The following is a 16,962-nucleotide window of genomic DNA, read 5'->3' on the forward strand; positions in this document are numbered from 1 at the left end:
GCCATCGCGTGGTCGGCGGGTATCGGTGGAGCGGGGTCAGTCGAGTTCTGAGCGGATCACGCGCGTGGCGGCGCCGGGGACGACGAGTCCCGACACGGACTCACCCGTCGCGACGTCGATGCCGGAGACGTCGGCGACCTCCACGTCCGTGTCACCGTGATTCGCGAGGAATACGAAGAGTGCCTCGTCGGTGCGCCGTTCGACGCGTTCGAGCCCCGCGACCGGGTGGGCGGCGGCGGATTCGACGCCCGCCTCGGCGAGGACCCGCTCGAGGAGCATCCCGAGGTCGTCGCCGTCGAGCTTCGTCGAGACGTACCAGGCCGATCCGGTGCCGTAGACGTTGCGGGTGACTCCCGGGCGACCCGCGGCGGGGCCGTCCTCGAAGGTCGCGACGGCCTCTGCGCCGTCGAGCACGATGTCGTCGGCCCAGACGGTGCCCGTCGATCCGTCGTCGAGCCGTGCGCTCTCATCGGCGCGGAACGGGAGGAACTCGTCGATCCGCAGTCCGAGCACCTCTCGGAGCCCCGCGGGGTACGGGCCGTCGGGCACGGCGTCGTGCTCGTCGACGATCCCCGAGAAGTAGGAGGAGACGAGGCGCCCGCCCTCGGAGACGAATCCGCGCAGGTTCGCGGCGGAGGCCGCGTCGAGGAGGTAGGAAGCCGGGGCGAGCACGACGTCGTACGCGGAGAGGTCGTCGTGGGGGTGCGCGAAGTCGACGGCGACATCCCGCCGCCAGAGCTCCGTGTAGAAGGCGACGATCCGCTCGCGGTGGCCGAGGTCGACCGACGGCCGCCACTCGAGGTCCTGCGCCCAGAAGGATTCCACGTCCCACAGGATCGCGACCCGGGCGGGAACGCTGCCGCCCATGACATCGTCGAGCCCGCCGAGCGTGGCGCCGAGGGCCTCCACCTCGCGCCAGATGCGTGTCGGCGTCCCGCCGTGGGGGAGCATCGCCGAGTGGAACTTCTCCGCGCCCGATCGCGAGGCCCGGAACTGGAAGAACAGGACGGCGTCGGCGCCGCGCGCGACGCTCACGAGGGAGTTGCGCGCCATCTCTCCCGGCCGCTTCGCGATGTTCCGCGGCTGCCAGTTCACGGCGCCGGTGGAGTGCTCCATGAGGATCCACGGGCGGCCCCCGGCGAGGGAACGGGTGAGGTCGGCGTCCATCGCGAGCAGCACGTGGTTGTCGGCGCGCTCGGCGACGAGGTAGTAGTCGTTCGCGACGATGTCGACCTCGCGGCTCCACGCCCAGTAGTCGATCGACGGGCAGTTCGTCGCCATGAAGTTCGTCGTGACGGGGATGTGCGGAGTGTGCGCCTTGAGGGCGTCGCGCTCGGCGACGAAGCACTCGAGGAGCGCGTTCGAGGTGTAGCGGGCGAAGTCGAGGCGCTGAGCGGGGTTCACGATCGACGGCGACGTGCGGGGGGCGTCGATCTCGTCCCAGTCGCCGTACCGCTGACCCCAGAAATTCGTCCCCCACGCGGCGTTGAGCGCGTCGAGCGAGCCGTACCGGTTCTGAAGCCAGACGCGGAAGGCGGCGGCGGATGCGGGGGAGTAGCACTCGCTGACGGGAGCGCCGAACTCGTTGTGGACGTGCCACAGCACGAGCGCCGGGTGCGTCGCGTACCGCGCGCCGAGCGCGTCGGCGATGCCCCGGGCGGCCGCCCGGTAGGCGGTCGAGCTCGGGCTCGCCATGCCGCGGGAGCCGTGGCCGAGGCGGAGTCCGTCCCGCGTCACGGGGTGGGCTTCGGGATACGTGCGCCAGAACCACGCGGGGGGAGCGGCGGTGGGCGTGCCGAGGTCGACGCTGATGCCGGCTCCGTGGAGGAGATCCATGACCTCGTCGAGGAAGCCGAACTCGTACTCGCCCTCGCGGGGCTCGAGGAGCGCCCACGAGAAGATGCCGATGCTCACGAGCGAGATGCCGGCGCGCTTCATGAGGGCGATGTCCTCGACCCAGACGTCGCGGTCCCACTGCTCCGGGTTGTAGTCGCCGCCGAACGCGATCCGGTCGGTGCCGGGGATCCAGCCGGACCGGGCGGGGCGCGCCTCCGCGTTCCGATCGGCGGCGTCCCGGGGGGTCGCTGCGGTCTCTCCGAGAGTGGGCGCGTTCGTCATCGTTCTCCTCGTTACTGTGCTCGGTCACAGTTCTAGCACAGCGAAGCCTCCACGAGTAGCTCTCGAAAGCCCGTATTGACAGTCTCACGACTGTGTGGATTACTAGAACCGCTCACAGTACGGGCGGGCTCCGGCGATCGCCGAGCACCCCGGGAGCTTTCGACAAGGAGGACGAAATGCACAGCATCAGGCGCGGAATCGCCGCAACGGTCGCGGTGGCCGCACTGGCTCTCACCGGGTGTTCGGCCACGGGCGGGGGCGACGACGGACCCGTCGCGCTCGACTACTGGGCGTGGGCACCGAACATCGACAAGGTCGTCGACATCTGGAACGAGCAGAACCCCGACATCCAGGTCACCGTCCAGAAGCAGGACGGCGGAGACCCCGTGATCACGAAGCTCCTCACCGCGCTCAAGGCCGGCAGCGGCGCCCCCGACCTCATCCAGGCCGAGTACCAGAAGATCCCGACGCTCGTCTCCTCCGATGCCCTCGCCGACATCTCGGGCGATCTCGACGACAGCGTCGAGGGGACCTTCGCCGAGGGCCTCTGGTCGAGCGTCACACTCGGGGGCGACGCGGTCTACGCGATCCCGCAGGACAGCGGACCCATGATGTTCTACTACCGCGAGGACATCTTCGCGGAGCTCGGCCTCGAGGTCCCCACGACGTGGGACGAGTACGCCGAGGTCGCCGCCGCCGTGCACGACTCCGACCCGTCGCGCTACCTCGGCACGTTCTCCGCGAACGATGCCGGATGGTTCACGGGCCTCGCGCAGCAGGCCGGCGCGTCCTGGTGGTCGATCGACGGCGACGCGTGGGGCGTCGACATCGACGAGTCGCCGACGCAGAAGGTCGCAGAGTACTGGGGCGGCCTCGTCGAGGAGGGCGTCATCGACAACAAGCCGATGTACACGCCCGAGTGGAACGCCGGACTCAACGACGGCTCCCAGGTGGGCTGGCTGAGCGCCGTGTGGGCCCCGGGAGTCCTCTCCGGGAACGCCGCAGACACCGCGGGACTCTGGCGTGCAGCGCCGATGCCGCAGTGGGACGCCGACGCCCCGGCCACGGGAGCATGGGGCGGATCGACAACGGCCGTGACGACGCAGACGGACCAGCAGGCCGCCGCCGTGGAGTTCGCCACGTGGCTCAACACCGACCCGGAGGCCGTCGCCGCGATGGCCGACACGATGGGCATCTACCCGGCCGCGACGGAGGTCGCGTCCGACGCCCTCTCGACGTCGCCCGACTTCTTCTCGAACCAGGACGACTTCTACGACGTGGCAGCGGAGGCCGCCGCATCGATCGCCCCGTTCACCTACGGACCGAACGTCAACGTGACGTTCAGCGCCTACAACGACGAGTTCGCGAAGGCCGCAGAGGCGAAGACGACGAGCGCGTTCCTCGACGCCCTCGCCGCGATGCAGACCATCACGGTCGACGACCTCGAGAAGACCGGGTTCACGGTCGAATGACGACCGCGACCACTCCGTCCGGGAGCTCCGGCTCCCGGACGGGCGTCCCCGAGACGCCGGAGGAACCCATCGACACCGCCGTGCTCGGGCCGGCGCCCCGACGCCGGCCCGTCGGGCACGGATTCCGCGCCCGCGTCCTGACGCCGTACGGCATGCTCGCTCCCGCGATCATCCTCTTCCTCGCGTTCATGGCCGCTCCGATCCTCTACACGGTCGTCCTCAGCTTCCAGCGCGTGCAGGTGCAGGGCCTCGGGCTCGGATCCGGCGCGCGGACGACGGTCTTCGCCGGGTTCGCGAACTACGTGGCAGCCCTCGACGCCGAATTCCTCGCGAGCGTCGGCCGGGTCCTGCTCTACGGCCTCATCCTCGTGCCGACGATGCTCGGACTCGCGCTGCTCTTCGCGCTCCTGCTCGACTCGAAGCGCTCTCGTGCGACGCGGTTCTCGCGTCTTGTGATCTTCCTGCCGTACGCGGTGCCCGGCGTGATCGCCTCGCTCCTCTGGGGGTTCCTCTACCTTCCGGCCGTCAGCCCGTTCTACTTCATCACGGAGGCGCTCGGGATCGACGCCCCCACGATCCTGTCGTCCGGGCTCATCGTCTTCGGTCTCGCGAACATCGGGCTGTGGGGAGGCGTCGGCTTCAACATGGTCGTCATCTACACCTCCCTCAAGGCCGTCCCCAGCGACATCTACGAGGCGGCGCGCCTCGACGGATGCTCGGAGATCCAGATCGCGTTGCGCATCAAGGTGCCGATCGTGTTCCCCGCGCTCGTCATGACAGGACTCTTCTCCCTCATCGCGACCCTGCAGGTGTTCGCCGAGCCGACGACGCTCCGCCCGCTCACGAACGCCCTGTCGACCACGTGGAGCCCTCTCATGAAGGTCTACCGTGACGCGTTCACGCGCGACGACCTCGGGTCGGCGGCCGCGACGAGCGTCGTGATCGCCGTCGTGAGCCTCGCCCTCTCGTTCGTTTTCCTGCGCATCGTCCAGAAGCGCGCCTTCGGCCAGGAGGACTGACCATGACCACCACAACGGCTTCGACCCCCCGGTCGACGATGCGTCCGTCACCCATCGCGACGGGCATCCTCATCCTCGGTGCGCTCTACTGCCTCGTCCCCGTGATCTGGGTCGTCGCGGCGTCCACGAAGAGCGCGAGCGAGCTCTTCACGACGTTCACCCTCTTCCCGAGCACGCACCTCTTCGAGAACCTCGCGCAGTTGAGCGCCTACCGCGACGGCCTGTTCTGGCGGTGGATGCTGAACTCCGCGCTCTACGCGGGCGTCGGCGCCGTCGCCTCCACGTGGGTGTCGGCCCTCGCCGGCTACGTGCTCGCGAAGTTCCGCTTCCCCGGCAAGTCCGCGGTCTTCTCGATCCTGCTGACGGGGGTGCTCGTGCCCGGTGTGATCCTCGCGATCCCGCAGTACCTGCTCCTCGCGCAGTTCGAGCTGACGAACACGTACTGGGCCGTGCTGCTCCCGCAGATCATCTCGCCGTACGCGATCTACCTGGCGCGCATCTACGCGGCCGCGGCGGTGCCGACCGACGTCGTCGAGGCCGCCCGCACCGACGGCGCCAGGGAATTCGCGATCTTCAACCGGATCGCACTGCCGATGATGCTCCCGGGACTCGTCACGATCCTGCTCTTCCAGTTCGTGGCGGTCTGGAACAACTTCATGCTCCCGTACATCATGCTCGGAGACGACCAGCTCTTCCCCGTGACGGTCGGCCTCAGCGGCCTGCTCAACCAGGGAGCGTCGGCACCGTCGATGTACACGCTCGTGATCGCCGGGGCCCTCGTCTCCGTCATCCCGCTCGTGCTGCTCTTCCTGATCCTGCAGCGCTTCTGGCGGGTGGACCTGGCGGCGGGTGCCGTCAAGGCGTGACCACGACGCCGTCGGGGCGGCGGCGCTACCGGGCTCGTCTCGGCGGGTCCCCTAGGCTCGCACCATGAGTACAGGGGACCGGCCGCGGCGGCCGACCGTCAGCCACGTGGCAGCCGAGGCCGGGGTCTCGCGGGGGACGGTGTCCCGCTACCTCAACGGTGGCCACTGGGTCAGCCCGGAGGCCGAGGCCGCGGTCGCCGCGGCCATCCGGAAGACCGGGTACCGCATCAACCCGCACGCGCGGAGCCTCGCGACCCAGCGCACGAACTCCGTCGCGTTCCTCCTCACCGAGACCTTCGAGCGTCTCTTCGAGGACCCGAACTTCGCACGCCTCATGCGAGCGACGTCCGCGGCTCTCGCCGAGCGCGACGTCTCGCTCGTGTTCATCCTCGCGGGCAGCCCCGCCGAGCGGCGTCGCGCGCGCGACTTCATCACGCAGGGGCACGTCGACGGCGTCCTCCTCGTCTCGAGCCATCAGGGCGAACCGGGGCTCATCGAGGAGATCCACCGAGCCGGCGTCCCGATCATCGCGTGCGGCGTCCCGCTGGGCTTCGAACGGAAGCTCGGGTGGGTCGCCGCCGACGACGAGGCCGGCGCGCGGGAGATGACGGCGTACCTGCGGTCGCTCGGGCGCTCGCGGATCGCGACGATCGCCGGTCCGCGCGACACCTCGGGCGGCGTCCAGCGTCTCGTCGGGTTCCGCTCGGAGCTCGGAGACGACTTCGACGCGGACCTCGTGGAGCACGGCGACTACAGCGAGGCGAGCGGACGGGCGGCGATGTCCGCGCTGCTCGACCGCGATCCCACGATCGACGCGGTCTTCGCCGCCAACGACCTCATGGCCGCCGGCGCGCTCGCGGTCCTCGCGGAACGCGGAATCTCCGTCCCCGAGCGCATCGCGGTCGGCGGGTTCGACGACGCGGCCGTCGCGACGGAGACACGCCCGGCACTCACCACGATGCGGCAGCCGTTCGATCGGATCAGTCAGGAGATGGTCCGGCTGCTCCTCCAGGTGATCGGTGGAGAGAAGCCCGCGGCCATCACCCTCCCGACGGAGCTCGTCGTCCGCGACTCGGCCTGAGCCGGATCCTCGCGTCGGGTGTGGACGGCACCTTCTGCGCGAGCGGGATCCGGGCCACACTGGAGTCCATCGATCCGACCCGAAGACGTGGAGGAACACCATGACCAGTCGTCTCAACCCGTACCTCAACTTCCGTGACGCGACGCGCGACGCCATGACCTTCTATCAGGAGGTCTTCGGCGGGGAGCTCACGCTCAGCACCTACGGCGAGTTCGGCATGACGCAGTACCCGGACGAGCTCGACAAGATCATGCACTCCCAGCTCGAGACGCCGGCCGGCTTCGTGCTGATGTGCGCAGATGTCCCGAACGAGATACCACTCGCTGAGGGCGGTCCCATCTCGATCTCGCTGAGCGGCGACGACGTGGACGAGCTCACGGGGTACTGGGAGAAGCTGTCGGCGAGCGGCACCATCGGGCAGCCGCTCACGGAGGCGCCGTGGGGCGACAGCTTCGGCGAGTGCACCGACCGGTTCGGCGTCATGTGGCTCGTCAACATCGCCGGTCGAGCGGCCTGACCTCACCCGATCCGTCGGGTGGCGGCCTTCAGTCGAAGAAGCCGACGAGGGCGTCGGTGATCGCGGCGCGCGCGTCGTCGCGCGGGATGGTCGACTCCCCGTCGCCCGGTTGAACGCCGTAGTCGCCGAAGTCCGCGTGGTTGCCGCCCTCGATCTCGACGAAGGTCGTGTCGGCCGGCAGCAGGGGGGCGGCCGACTCGACGTCCTCAGGTGTGGTGAGCCCGTCGGCCGTGCCCGAGATGCTGAGCACGTCGATCGCCGACGCGGAGATGTCGTTCGCGCAGTAGCTGCCGAAGAACACGAGGCCCGTCACGTCGACGCTCGGGTCGCCGTCGGCGAGCTGACACGCTCGCACACCGCCCAGTGAGTGTCCTCCGACCGCCCAGGCGTCCACATCGGGTGCGTCCGCCGTGAAGGTCGAGAGGGGCCGGGTGTCGAAGAAGGCGAGATTGAGGGTGGGCTTCGTGATGACGACGGTGACACCTGCGTCCTCGACCACGCCCGCGAGAGTGCGGGCGTAGGCGAAGGGGTCCACCTTGGCGCCCGGGATGAAGACGAGGCCCTCTCCGCTCCGATCCCCGGTCGGTGCGAGGACGAACGAGTGCTCGGTCTCCGCGACCTCGATCGCGTCGTTCGTCCACACCTCGAGAGCCGCCTCGCGATCGCCGCCCATGACGGTGTTCGCCCACGCGAGGAACACCACGACCACGAGGACGATCACGAGGACGACCGCGAGGAGGGTGCGGACGATCCGGCGACGGATGCGGTGCGGCGCGGGCTGGACCGTCGTCATGCTGCTCCTCCAGGGGATGATGGGCGCGTCCCTCGATCCTGTCACGCGCGCTAGCGTTGAGGTATGCCGACACCGCTCCACCCCGCGCGCGCCGCCGCGTGACGGGCGTCCCGTTCCTCTCCCGGCTCGGCCGGAGGGGAGACCGCGAACCCCTGCCGCGCGACGTCCGTGTCCTCGGAATCGTCGCCTTCTTCGTCATGCTCGGTTTCGGGGTCGTCATCCCGGTCCTCCCCGTCTACGTGCGCGGCTTCGGCGTCGGTTATGTGGAGGTCGGGGCGGTCGTGTCCGCGTTCGCCGTGATGCGGCTCGTGGTCGCTCCCGTCGTGGGCCGGATCGTCGACCGCTTCGGCGAGAGGCTCGTTCTCTCGACGGGCATCGGGATCGTCGCGGTCTCGAGCGGTCTCGTGGGCGTGGCGACGTCCTACCCGCAGTTGCTGATCCTGCGCGGGCTCGGCGGGATCGGCTCGGCGATGTTCTCGGTCGCCGCGATGACCCTCATCCTCGGCGTCACGTCCGCGACGCAGCGGGGCCGGGCCGTCGGCTTCTGGCAAGGCGGGTTCCTCATCGGCGGCATGGCGGGGCCGGCGCTCGGTGGACTCCTCACGACCATCTCGCTCACCGCTCCGTTCTTCTTCTACGCCGCGACGCTCGCCGTGGCCGGGACCGTCGGTCTCCTGCTGCTGCGCGGACGCACGGAGGGCGAGGAGACGGCGGGGGGCGACACCGGGGGATTCCGCGCCGTGCTCCGCGACCGCCGATTCCAGGTGGCGAGCGTGGCGAATCTCGCGTCCGGTTGGGCGGCGATGGGGGTGCGGTCGACGCTCGTGCCGGTCCTCGTCGTCGAGGTGCTGCACGAGGAACCCGCGTGGACGGGCATCGCGTTCGCGATCTCCGCCGTCGTGCAGACGATCGCCCTCGGTCCGGCCGGACGCTTCGTCGACTCGGTCGGTCGACGCCCAGCCATCGTGTGGTCGTTCCTCCTCGGCGGCGCCGCCCTCATGGCGATCCCGTTCGTGACCGAGCTGTGGATGCTCGTCGCGCTCCTCGTCGTCTACGCGGTCGCGGCGGCGTTCATCGGCACGGCGCCGTCCGCGCTCATGAGCGACGCCGCCGGTGGCCGTCGTGGAACCCCCGTCGCGGTGTTCCAGGCCTCGGCCGACGTCGGGGCGATCGTCGGGCCGCTCGCGGCCGGCGCGCTCCTCGATGCGTTCTCCTATCCGGCGGCCTTCGGCTCCGCTGCCGTGCTCATGCTCGCGGCGTCCCTCTTCGCCGCCACCCTCCCGCGTCCCTCCCGCACTCCCCACCCACAGGGCTAGTCCCGAGCGAGGGCGCCAGCTCCACGTGGCGCCCTCGGAGTGGATGTGGCGCCCTCGCCCGGAGTCCGCCTCGTGTCGGGGGGTTGCCTCAGCGCGACGAGACCGATGGACTGACCGTGCACCGACCGGAAGGAACACCATGGTGACCACTCGTGACCTCCTCATCGACGCATTCGATCGCATCCGAGACAACACGGCGCGTGTCGTCGGCGGACTGACGGAGGCCGAACTGACATTCCGGGCAGCTCCGGATGCGAACTCGATCGCCTGGCTCGTGTGGCACCTCACGCGCGTGCAGGACGACCACATCGCGGATGCGTCGGGCGGTGCACAGGTGTGGACGACGGCGGGATTCGCGACGGCCTTCGGTCTACCGTTCAGCGACGAGGCGACCGGGTACGGGATGTCCGCCGACGAGGTGGGCGCCGTCGCCGGCGTGTCTGCTGACGAACTCGTCGCCTATCACGCGGCTGTGCACGACCGAACCGTCGCGTACGTCGGGGGATTGTCCGGCGCCGACCTCGACCGCGTCGTCGACGAGGAGTGGGATCCGCCCGTAACCCTCGCCGTCCGGCTCGTCAGCGTAGTCGCTGACGACTTGCAGCACGTGGGCCAGGCCGCCTTCATCCGAGGGCTGCTCCCGGACTGAGCGGCGCGACGAGTTTGGGTTTCAGCGCCGAGGGCGGCACTTCCACACCGAGGGCTGCAGCTGCACGTGGCGCCCTCGCTCGGGAGTAGCCCTCTCAGGGGGCGGTGGGGGCGGCGAGGTGGGCCGTGAAGCTGATCGGGCGGTGGTCGGATGCGCCGAACGGCAGCACGTCGACGCGTTCGATCGCGTAGCCGTTGCTCGTCACGAAGTCGAAGTAGCCCGAGAAGTACTTGTACCGGAGGTAGGTGGGTTCCGTGCTGCGTGTCAGCTCGAATCCCGAGTCGGTGAGATGGCGTTCGAGCTTGTCGACGAACCACGGGTAGTTGAAATCCCCGACCATGAGCGCAGGGGCGCCGGGCGCGAGGGCGCGCATCCCGGCATGGGCGCCGGCGATCTGCTTCCGCCGAAGGGCGTTCGACGCCGTGAGCGGAGCCGCGTGGAAGTCGCCGACGAGGACGTCCTTCCCGATCTTCTTGTCGAACAGGTGAGCGGCGAGCAGTCGTTCGTGCGCCGGACGCAGGACCCGGTCGTGCAGCGACTTCCGTACGGCGAAGACCCGCGTGTCGAGGATGTCGAACCGCTCGTCGCTCGCGTACATCGCGAGACCGAGGCGGTTCTTCTCCGTCGCGCCGATGAGCCGGAGTCCACCGACCATGGGCGCGAGGTCCGTCGTGTCGCCCTCCTGGACGCAGAGCACGTCGATGGCGTGGGAATCGACGAGCTCGACGAGCTCTCCGACGGCGGCGTGCTTTCGCAGGTTGTAGCTGACGATCTTCAGGGGACTGCCCTCCTCGAACGGCACCATCCGGCGCTCGGGTGTGCGACGGCATCGCAACGTTACCCGCGTCCGCGCGGCCGCACGACCCGGTTGTGGCGGACATGCAGCCGCTTCCCTGCTGACACGCGGCAGGCTGAGGTGCGGGCAACGTAACATGTGCCGAGATGAATACCGTCGTGGATATCGTCCTCCTCCTGATCATGGTCGGCGCCGTCATCGGCGGCTGGCGTCGTGGCGCGCTCGTGACCGCGGCGTCGCTCGTCGGGATACTCGGAGGAGTGGTCCTCGCGACGAACATCACTCCGATCGTCGTCGCGTTCGCCGCCCGGTTCGGCTGGGTCACGTCGCTCGAGCGAACGCTCGTGGCCGTGGTGGTCCTCATCGTCTCGATAGCCCTCGTCGTCGCCGTGTTGTCGCTCGTCGCCCGCGCGCTGAAGGGGGCGCTCTCGAAGCTCAAGATCACGAAGGGTCTCGACACGCTGGGCGGCGCGGCCCTCGGATTCCTCACCTGGGCCGCCACGGTGTGGCTCCTGGCCGGATTCCTCGCGTCGACGGGCGTCGTGCCGCTCACCCAGCTCGCGAGTTCGTCGCGGGTCGTGGCCGCACTCGACTCCGTGGCACCCGTGCCGTCGTCGACGGCGCTGGGCGCACTCGACCGAGCCCTCGGCAATTCCGGCTTCCCCCAGGTGTTCGCCGACGGAGTCGAGAGCATCGTCGGCGTCACGGAGCCCGATCCGGCGGTCTCCGGCGCCGTCGACGCCTCGGCGGGGGCGATCGTGCGCGTCCTGTCATCGGCCCCGTCGTGCGCCTCTGATGCGACGGGGAGCGGCTGGGTCGTCGGAACCGATCGGGTCGTGACGAACGCGCACGTCGTCGGCGGATCCGACGACCTCTTCGTCCAGATCGGGGGGACGGGCAACCCGGTGCCGGCGACCCTCGTGGTCTTCGACCCGGAGCGGGACCTCGCGGTCCTCGCCGTGCCAGGCCTCGGCGTGAGCCCCCTCGCGCTCGGCGACGACCTCGCGGCGTCCGAGCAGGCGTATGTCGCCGGATACCCGGAGAACGGTCCGTACGACGTGCAGCCCGCGCGCGTCCGGCAGACCCTCGACGCGACGGGTCTCGACATCTACGAGCGAGACACCGTGACGCGGGAGATCTACGCGCTGCGCGGGCTCGTCCGCCCCGGCAATTCGGGAGGCCCCCTCCTCGACACGGACGGCGACGTCGTCGGTGTGGTGTTCGCCCGCTCGACGACCGACGCCGACACGGGATACGCCCTCACTCTCGACGAGCTCGCTCCCGTGCTCGACCGGGTGGCGTCGAGCGCCGAGGTCGACTCGGGTGCGTGCGTGGCCTGAGCCGACGGGCGTCTCGGCGGGTCGATCATCGCGCGGATCCTCCGCCCGCGCCAGCCCTTCGCGCCATCGGTCGGTCCTCGGCAGACTGTCGGGATGACTGGAACCGGAACGCCTGCAGCCGTCCTCCTCGACATCGACGGGACGCTCGTCGATTCGAACTACCTCCACGTCGACAGTTGGGCGCGGACGTTCGGTGATCTCGGCGTCGACGTCGACACCTGGCGTATCCACCGGGGCATCGGGCTCGACTCGACGATGCTGCTCGACGAGCTTCTCGGCGACCGCGTGGACGAGCTGAGGGATCGGGCCACGGAACGACACGCCGTCCACTACGCCGACTCGATCGAACGGCTGCGCGCCATCCACGGCGGACGGCAGCTCCTCGACGCCCTCACGGACGCCGGCCTCCGCGTCGTCCTCGCGACCTCGGCGCCGGGGGACGAGCTCGAGCAGCTCCGCCGTGTGCTCGACGTGGAGGACAGCCTCTACGCGGTGACGTCCTCCGAGGACGTCGAGACGGCGAAGCCCGAGCCCGATGTCATCCGCAGCGCCCTCGACAAGGCGCACGTCCCCGCCGACCGGGCCGTGATGATCGGCGACGCGCGCTGGGACGGGATCGCCGCTGAGCGTGCGGGGGTGACCTTCGTCGGTGTGCTCACCGGCGGGATCTCGGCGGCCGAACTCCGCGAGGTCGGAGCCGTCGCCGTGTACGACAGCGTGGCGGAGGTCATCGAGCACCTCGATGACGCCCCATTCGGTGAGCTCATCGCCACGCTCGGCTGAACCGGACGGCGTGCCGCTCGTCAACGGGGGGAGGCGAGCGTACGCTGCGGCCCTCCGGAGGATTTATCCTGAATCTCCGGCCTCCCCAGCGTGAGCGGCCGAGCACCCCGAAACGCACGAAGGACCGCAACGATTCTCGACACACCCGCAGCCCAGTCCCGCCTCGACACCATCCGTCAGACCGTCGCAGACCTCGTCGTCTCAGAACGCGATCGACTCGCGTCCGTCCTCCGAGAGACGGGCGATGCCGTCGAGCTGTGGGATCGCGACGCCCGCGCGGATCATCACCGCAAGCAGTTGAGCCGGTTCGAGAACGCCGGTGGCGGTCTGCTGTTCGGTCATCTCTCCATGGACGACGACGCCGAATGGTTCATCGGGCGGATGGGGCTCTTCGACCCCGAATCGCGTGACCCGCTGCTCGTCGACTGGCGGGCGCCGCTATCCCGTGCGTTCTACACGGCGACACCGCTCCACCCGGACGGCGTGGAGGTGCGGTCGACCATCGGCACGCGCGGGTGGCGGGTCTCGAGCGTGGTCGGGGAGGAGCTCTCGCTCAGCGCCGCGGGGGACACGGGTTCGATGGGCCCGTCTGCTCTCATGGCCGCGGTCTCGCAGCATCGCACCGATCGGATGTCCGACATCGTCGCGACGATCCAGGGGGAGCAGGACCGCATCATCCGTGCCGAGTTGCGAGGCACCCTCGTGGTGCAGGGCGGCCCGGGCACGGGCAAGACGGCCGTCGCCCTGCACCGCGCCGCGTACGTCCTGTACGAACACCGTGACCGCTTGAGCCGCGAGGGAGTGCTCATCGTGGGGCCGAACCCGGACTTCCTCCGATACATCAGCGAGGTCCTCCCGTCGCTCGGGGAGGACAGCGTCGTACTCACCTCGCTGCACACCCTCCTGCCCGGCGTCGTGGCGCAGCGGGAGGACGAGCGCGATGTCGCCGAGGTGAAGGGGCGGCTCGACCTCGCGAAGGCCGTGGAGAACGCCGTCGCCCGTCGCGAGATCCCCGTGCGCGCTCCGTTCACGATCACCCTCGAATCCGACCAGACCGTCGTCCTCGACAGCCGCGATCTCGCAGGGCTCCGCACGAGGATGCGTCGGACGCGCAAGCCGCACAACGAGTCGCGGCCGACGTTCGAGCGCGTCTTCCGCGAGCTCGTCGCGCGGCGGCTGCTGTCCATAGCCGGACGGAGCGTCGAGGTCGACGTCGATCCGGACGACGTCACGGACTTCGCCGAGGAGCTCGCGCTCGACGACCGTCTCGCGGATGCGATCGACACTCTGTGGCCGATCGTGAGTCCGGAGGAGCTCATTTCGGGCCTCCTCGGCGACGAGAAGCTCTTGGCCGCGTGCGCCCCCATGTTGGACGACCGCGATCGCGTCCTCCTCGTCCGCACAGCCGACACCGGGTGGTCGGTGTCCGACGTGCCGCTCCTCGACGAGGCGGCCGCGCTCCTCGGGGAGGATCCCCGTCCTGCGATGCGCGCTCGGGCGCGGGAGCGGGCGGAGCGGGAGCGCGAGCTCGAGTACGCGCAGGGCGTGCTCGACCTCTACACCGACACGACGACGGACGACGACGGATCGGAGGGGACCGGCGTGACGGCGGAGCAGCTGGCGGCCCGGCAGCGGCACGACGACCGTGCGACCGTCGCGGAACGCGCCGAGGGCGAGTCCGGGTGGACCTACGGCCACGTCATCGTCGACGAGGCGCAGGAGCTCACGCCGCTCGCGCTCCGGGCTCTCCTCCGGCGATGCCCGTCACGATCGTTCACGCTCGTGGGGGACATCAACCAGAGTTCGGCAGCCCATGGCTCCGACTGGGACACCCTCCTCCGTCCGCAATTGCGCAGCTACAGGCGCGAGGAGCTCACGGTGAACTACCGCACCCCGTCGGAGATCATGGACCTCGCCGCGCGGGTCCTCGCGCACATCGATCCGCGCCAGTCGGCCCCCACCTCGATCCGGTCGGCGGGCGTCGGACCGGAGATCCGTCGCGTCGCGTACGACACCACGGTGCACGAGATCCGCGAGCGGGCCGGACGGTTCCTCGACGAATCCGATGGCACCTTCGCGATCATCGCCGACGCCGAGCTCCTCCCTCGCCTCCGCACCGCGACCGAGGGGTTCCCGCCCTCCGCCCTCGACCGCGTCTGGTTCGGCTCGCCGCGCGATGCGAAGGGTCTCGAGTTCGACGAGGTCGTGCTCGTGGAGCCCGGCTGGCGGTCGGAGCGCGGCGTGGCCGAGTCGCGAGAGCTCTACGTCGCCCTCACCCGTGCGACGCAGCGCCTCACGATCCTGCATTCCACCCCGCTGCCTCCCGAACTCGCCGGGGTCTGAGCTCGGCGGCTCAGGCCGTGGGCACGAAGGACAGCTCCGACGGCTGGACGATGACCCAGCCGGGACCGTGGAAGGCGTACTGGAACGCCTCTCCGCTGCCGCGACCGATGAGGGCCCCGGCCGACATCGACGACTTGATGGTCGGACGGATGTTGGCCGACCAGGCGATCGTCGCCTGCATGTCCGTGAAGGTCGGCTGCTGCGAGCAGTCGAGGATCACGGGAGGGCCCTGCGTGACGACGGCGGCCGTGCCCATGCCGTGGATCGTCGTGTTCCACATCCCGCCCGTCAGCATGCCGGCTCCCTGCACACGGTTGAGGTCGTACTGGAGGCTCGACTGGAAGGCCAGGAGGTTGCGCCCGTTGATCGTGATGGCGTCGTTCTCCAGCTGGACGAGGTGCACATTGGCCTTGTAGCTCGCGAGGAAGACCTCGCCGTCGCCCGAGAGGCGCATGAGGGGCTGGTCGTCCGACGACATCATCTTCTTGAGGAACTGCCCGACGTCGCGGGAGCCTTCGTGGGCGAACGTGACATCGCCCTGGTACGCCACCATCGCGCCCTTCTGGGCGATGAGGTCGTACTGCGGGTAGATGCGAGCCTTGAGCATGTACTCGTTCTGCAGCGACATCCACTCGTTCGTGGTGATCTCGTTGTTGCTCGGCTCGAACAGGCTGGACTTCATGGCGCTCCCGGGGTCGATGGTCCTCCGCAGCGGTCACGCGCGACCGCGACATCGAGAGCGACTGTAGCAGCCGAGCCCAACGGGTCAGTGGGTGCCGCGGGCCGTGATCTCGGCGGCGTCGAGCATCACGGCGGAGAGGGATCCCTCCCGGGAGAGAACCGATCGCTGCCGGTCGGCCCCGGTCCCGCGCCGGAGGATCCCGTCCACGCCGGAGGCGACCCTCTCGCGATCTCCCGACTCGTCGAGCGCATCGCCGACGTGCTCCAGGAGCGCATCGATCACGAGCCGCGCGGGCGACGGCTCGCCGGTTCCCGGATCGACGAGTGATCCGCCGATCCCTTCGGCCGACGCCCGCCACGACGCGAGTCGCAGCGCCGCGGCCGGGAGGGGAGAGGGGATGTCGCCCGAACGCCACCCCGCGGCTGCCGTCTGGACGAGCGCACGGGTGAGCGCCGCGATCGTCACCGTGTCCTCGACGTCCATGCACACGTCGGCGACGCGCACTTCGATGGTGGGGTAGCGGCTCGACAGCCGGGTATCGAAGTAGAGCATCCCTCGATCCAGGAGGACGCCTGTCGACAGGAGGGACCGTTCGAACGCGTCGAGCGCCTCGACGCTGCCGAACACGGGGAGGGGACCGGCCGAGGGCCAGCGGCTCCAGATCTGCGACCGATAGCTCGCGTAGCCGGTGTCGGCACCCTCGTGGAACGGCGAATCGGCGCTGAGTGCCGTCAGCACGGGAAGCCACCCCCTGATGCGGTCGAGCACCGCGACGCCCTCCTCGCGGCTCTCCACGTCCACGTGGACGTGGCAGCCGCACACCATCGTGCGGCGCGCCGTCACCCCGAAGTGCGCGGCCATCCAGTCGTAGCGCTCGTCCCTTGTGAGGTGCGGCTCGATGGGGAGCGGTGACGACGCGATCGCGACCGTCCGGGCTCCGACGGCTCGCGCCCGATCGTCGGCCATCCTCCGATGCCGGAGGAGCGACGCCCGAAGCGCCCCCAGGTCCTCTTCCGGTTCGGAGCCGATCTCGATCATCTCCTGCTGCAGTTCGGCCTGCAGATGATGGGAGTGGCCGTCTGCCAGGACGCGACCGGACAGCGCCAACGGGCGTCCGTCGTCCGGGTGAACGAGGAGCAGCTCCTCCTCGACACCGATCTTCCTCATGCGATCGTCCTCACACCGAG

General features: G+C 69.8%; 16 protein-coding genes. 10 read left to right on the top strand and 6 right to left on the bottom strand.

Features of this window, described 5'->3' with window-relative positions; genetic code table 11:
• Window positions 1-36 precede the first annotated feature (36 nt).
• Window positions 37-2,118, bottom strand: coding sequence for a beta-galactosidase (locus CLV49_RS14650; protein ID WP_106564200.1), 2,082 nt, complete (start codon window positions 2,116-2,118; stop codon window positions 37-39).
• Window positions 2,119-2,294: 176 nt separating this feature from the next.
• Here CLV49_RS14650 and CLV49_RS14655 point away from each other — a divergent pair, with 176 nt between their 5' ends.
• The 5 genes from CLV49_RS14655 to CLV49_RS14675 all read left to right on the top strand — a co-directional run bounded on the left by CLV49_RS14655 (window position 2,295) and on the right by CLV49_RS14675 (window position 7,073).
• A complete protein-coding gene (locus CLV49_RS14655) occupies window positions 2,295-3,590 on the top strand; it encodes an ABC transporter substrate-binding protein (protein WP_106564201.1) in 1,296 nt (431 codons plus the stop codon).
• Window positions 3,587-4,609, top strand: a complete 1,023-nt coding sequence (locus tag CLV49_RS14660; RefSeq protein WP_106564202.1) for a carbohydrate ABC transporter permease — start codon at window positions 3,587-3,589, stop codon at window positions 4,607-4,609. Before CLV49_RS14655 ends, CLV49_RS14660 begins: the two co-directional genes overlap by 4 nt.
• Before the next feature lie 2 nt (window positions 4,610-4,611).
• Complete coding sequence (locus CLV49_RS14665; RefSeq protein ID WP_106564203.1) at window positions 4,612-5,475, top strand: carbohydrate ABC transporter permease; 864 nt, start codon at window positions 4,612-4,614, stop codon at window positions 5,473-5,475.
• Window positions 5,476-5,539: 64 nt separating this feature from the next.
• Complete coding sequence (locus CLV49_RS14670; RefSeq protein WP_106564204.1) at window positions 5,540-6,556, top strand: LacI family DNA-binding transcriptional regulator; 1,017 nt, start codon at window positions 5,540-5,542, stop codon at window positions 6,554-6,556.
• Window positions 6,557-6,656: 100 nt separating this feature from the next.
• Window positions 6,657-7,073 (top strand): VOC family protein, encoded by a 417-nt coding sequence (locus tag CLV49_RS14675; protein ID WP_106564205.1) that lies wholly within the window; start codon window positions 6,657-6,659, stop codon window positions 7,071-7,073.
• A 28-nt stretch (window positions 7,074-7,101) separates the two neighbouring features.
• On the opposite strand, the gene CLV49_RS14680 is transcribed toward CLV49_RS14675, so the two are convergent.
• Window positions 7,102-7,866 (bottom strand): alpha/beta hydrolase, encoded by a 765-nt coding sequence (locus CLV49_RS14680; protein ID WP_106564206.1) that lies wholly within the window; start codon window positions 7,864-7,866, stop codon window positions 7,102-7,104.
• Between the two features lie 98 nt (window positions 7,867-7,964).
• Between CLV49_RS14680 and CLV49_RS14685 the strand changes: the two genes are divergently transcribed.
• Both CLV49_RS14685 and CLV49_RS14690 read left to right on the top strand, forming a co-directional pair.
• Window positions 7,965-9,182 (top strand): MFS transporter, encoded by a 1,218-nt coding sequence (locus CLV49_RS14685; protein WP_243696547.1) that lies wholly within the window; start codon window positions 7,965-7,967, stop codon window positions 9,180-9,182.
• 139 nt (window positions 9,183-9,321) lie between these two features.
• The gene (locus tag CLV49_RS14690) at window positions 9,322-9,831 is read left to right on the top strand and encodes a mycothiol transferase (protein ID WP_106564207.1); all 510 of its coding nucleotides are present in this window, start codon (window positions 9,322-9,324) and stop codon (window positions 9,829-9,831) included.
• A gap of 94 nt (window positions 9,832-9,925) precedes the next feature.
• Here CLV49_RS14690 and CLV49_RS14695 read toward each other — a convergent pair whose 3' ends face one another.
• Complete coding sequence (locus CLV49_RS14695; protein WP_106564208.1) at window positions 9,926-10,636, bottom strand: endonuclease/exonuclease/phosphatase family protein; 711 nt, start codon at window positions 10,634-10,636, stop codon at window positions 9,926-9,928.
• A gap of 137 nt (window positions 10,637-10,773) precedes the next feature.
• Between CLV49_RS14695 and CLV49_RS14700 the strand changes: the two genes are divergently transcribed.
• Window positions 10,774-11,967, top strand: coding sequence for a MarP family serine protease (locus tag CLV49_RS14700; RefSeq protein ID WP_106564209.1), 1,194 nt, complete (start codon window positions 10,774-10,776; stop codon window positions 11,965-11,967).
• 93 nt (window positions 11,968-12,060) lie between these two features.
• Window positions 12,061-12,750, top strand: coding sequence for an HAD family hydrolase (locus tag CLV49_RS14705; RefSeq protein ID WP_106564210.1), 690 nt, complete (start codon window positions 12,061-12,063; stop codon window positions 12,748-12,750).
• A gap of 201 nt (window positions 12,751-12,951) precedes the next feature.
• Here the strand turns inward: CLV49_RS14705 and CLV49_RS18375 are convergent, their stop codons facing one another.
• Window positions 12,952-13,092, bottom strand: coding sequence for a hypothetical protein (locus tag CLV49_RS18375; RefSeq protein WP_158261992.1), 141 nt, complete (start codon window positions 13,090-13,092; stop codon window positions 12,952-12,954).
• A gap of 6 nt (window positions 13,093-13,098) precedes the next feature.
• Between CLV49_RS18375 and CLV49_RS14710 the strand changes: the two genes are divergently transcribed.
• Window positions 13,099-15,093 carry a HelD family protein gene (locus CLV49_RS14710; RefSeq protein WP_127054250.1) on the top strand — a complete coding sequence of 665 codons (1,995 nt, stop codon included), beginning with the start codon at window positions 13,099-13,101 and terminating at the stop codon, window positions 15,091-15,093.
• A 10-nt stretch (window positions 15,094-15,103) separates the two neighbouring features.
• Here CLV49_RS14710 and CLV49_RS14715 read toward each other — a convergent pair whose 3' ends face one another.
• Together CLV49_RS14715 and CLV49_RS14720 are read right to left on the bottom strand one after the other, a co-directional pair.
• Entirely contained in the window at window positions 15,104-15,775 is a 672-nt protein-coding gene (locus CLV49_RS14715) for an AIM24 family protein (RefSeq protein ID WP_106564212.1), read from the bottom strand.
• Window positions 15,776-15,859: 84 nt separating this feature from the next.
• Window positions 15,860-16,942, bottom strand: a complete 1,083-nt coding sequence (locus tag CLV49_RS14720; protein ID WP_106564213.1) for a carboxylate-amine ligase — start codon at window positions 16,940-16,942, stop codon at window positions 15,860-15,862.
• Window positions 16,943-16,962 lie beyond the last annotated feature (20 nt).

The organism is Labedella gwakjiensis (genome assembly GCF_003014675.1).
Lineage (GTDB): Bacteria > Actinomycetota > Actinomycetes > Actinomycetales > Microbacteriaceae > Labedella > Labedella gwakjiensis.